Origin of the sequence: Haloferax sp. Atlit-6N, assembly GCF_003383195.1 — an archaeon.
In the GTDB taxonomy this organism is placed as follows: Archaea; Halobacteriota; Halobacteria; order Halobacteriales; family Haloferacaceae; genus Haloferax; species Haloferax gibbonsii.
Genome location: NZ_QEQJ01000094.1, coordinates 1 through 629, shown reverse-complemented (window position 1 = coordinate 629; position 629 = coordinate 1). Strand labels below are relative to the sequence as shown.

The window sequence follows — 629 nt, the reverse complement described above, 5'->3', positions numbered from 1 at the left end:
CTGGTTACAGGTCTGCGACTTCGATCTCCCCGCGCCCTCGGACAGTAACCTGATACTCACCTAACTCGAACGACACGCTAACCCCGTCGCCGCCTGATTGGATTAATCGTGTAAGAGCGTCGGGGTCGATTGCCTCGTACAATCGCGGTTCGAACTGTTGTGCCTCTACACCTGCGATCGCCGAAACCGCCTCGACGACGTCGACGACGATGGTTTCCCGTCCTGGATCGAAATCGAACGTCGTACCGCTACTCGCCGTCGCAGAGTCAGAAATACCGTCTGGTTGTGCTCGTTTCATCCAATCGTCATCGATGCTTGCGTGACCTAGTTTATATATTTCCCGTTGTTCCGCGATTCGTGTCACACGTGTGACGCAGCTTCCTCCTCCGCGTTTCGTAGCCGCCGTTCGGCTTCAGCCCGATCTTCGGGGTAGCCCACGTCGATCCGCCATCCTTCGAGTTCGACCGCGTCGATCGTCCGTCCGGACTGTATGAGCAAGTCGATCGCGTCCGAGAGTTCGTACTCGCCGCGATCGGAGGGCTGGACGAGTCGCGTCGCGTGGAAGATCGCCGGCGAGAAGGTATAGAACCCTGTCATTACCAGGTTCGTCGGCGGATCGTCCGGTTTCT

The 629-nt window shown here is 58.0% G+C and carries 2 protein-coding genes; both read right to left on the bottom strand.

Annotated elements, in window-relative coordinates; translation table 11 throughout:
• Positions 1–4: 4 nt before the first annotated feature.
• On the bottom strand, positions 5–298 hold the full coding sequence (locus DEQ92_RS21345; protein WP_158547651.1) for a HalOD1 output domain-containing protein: 294 nt from the start codon (positions 296–298) through the stop codon (positions 5–7).
• A gap of 62 nt (positions 299–360) precedes the next feature.
• A partial coding sequence (locus tag DEQ92_RS21340; protein WP_147299550.1) for a sugar phosphate nucleotidyltransferase occupies positions 361–629 on the bottom strand: 269 nt, incomplete at its 5' end.

What these genes read in the sequence shown, in the direction of transcription:
- DEQ92_RS21345 (WP_158547651.1), bottom strand. Translation starts at nt 298, where the DNA reads ATGAAACGAGCACAACCAGACGGTATTTCTGACTCTGCGACGGCGAGT.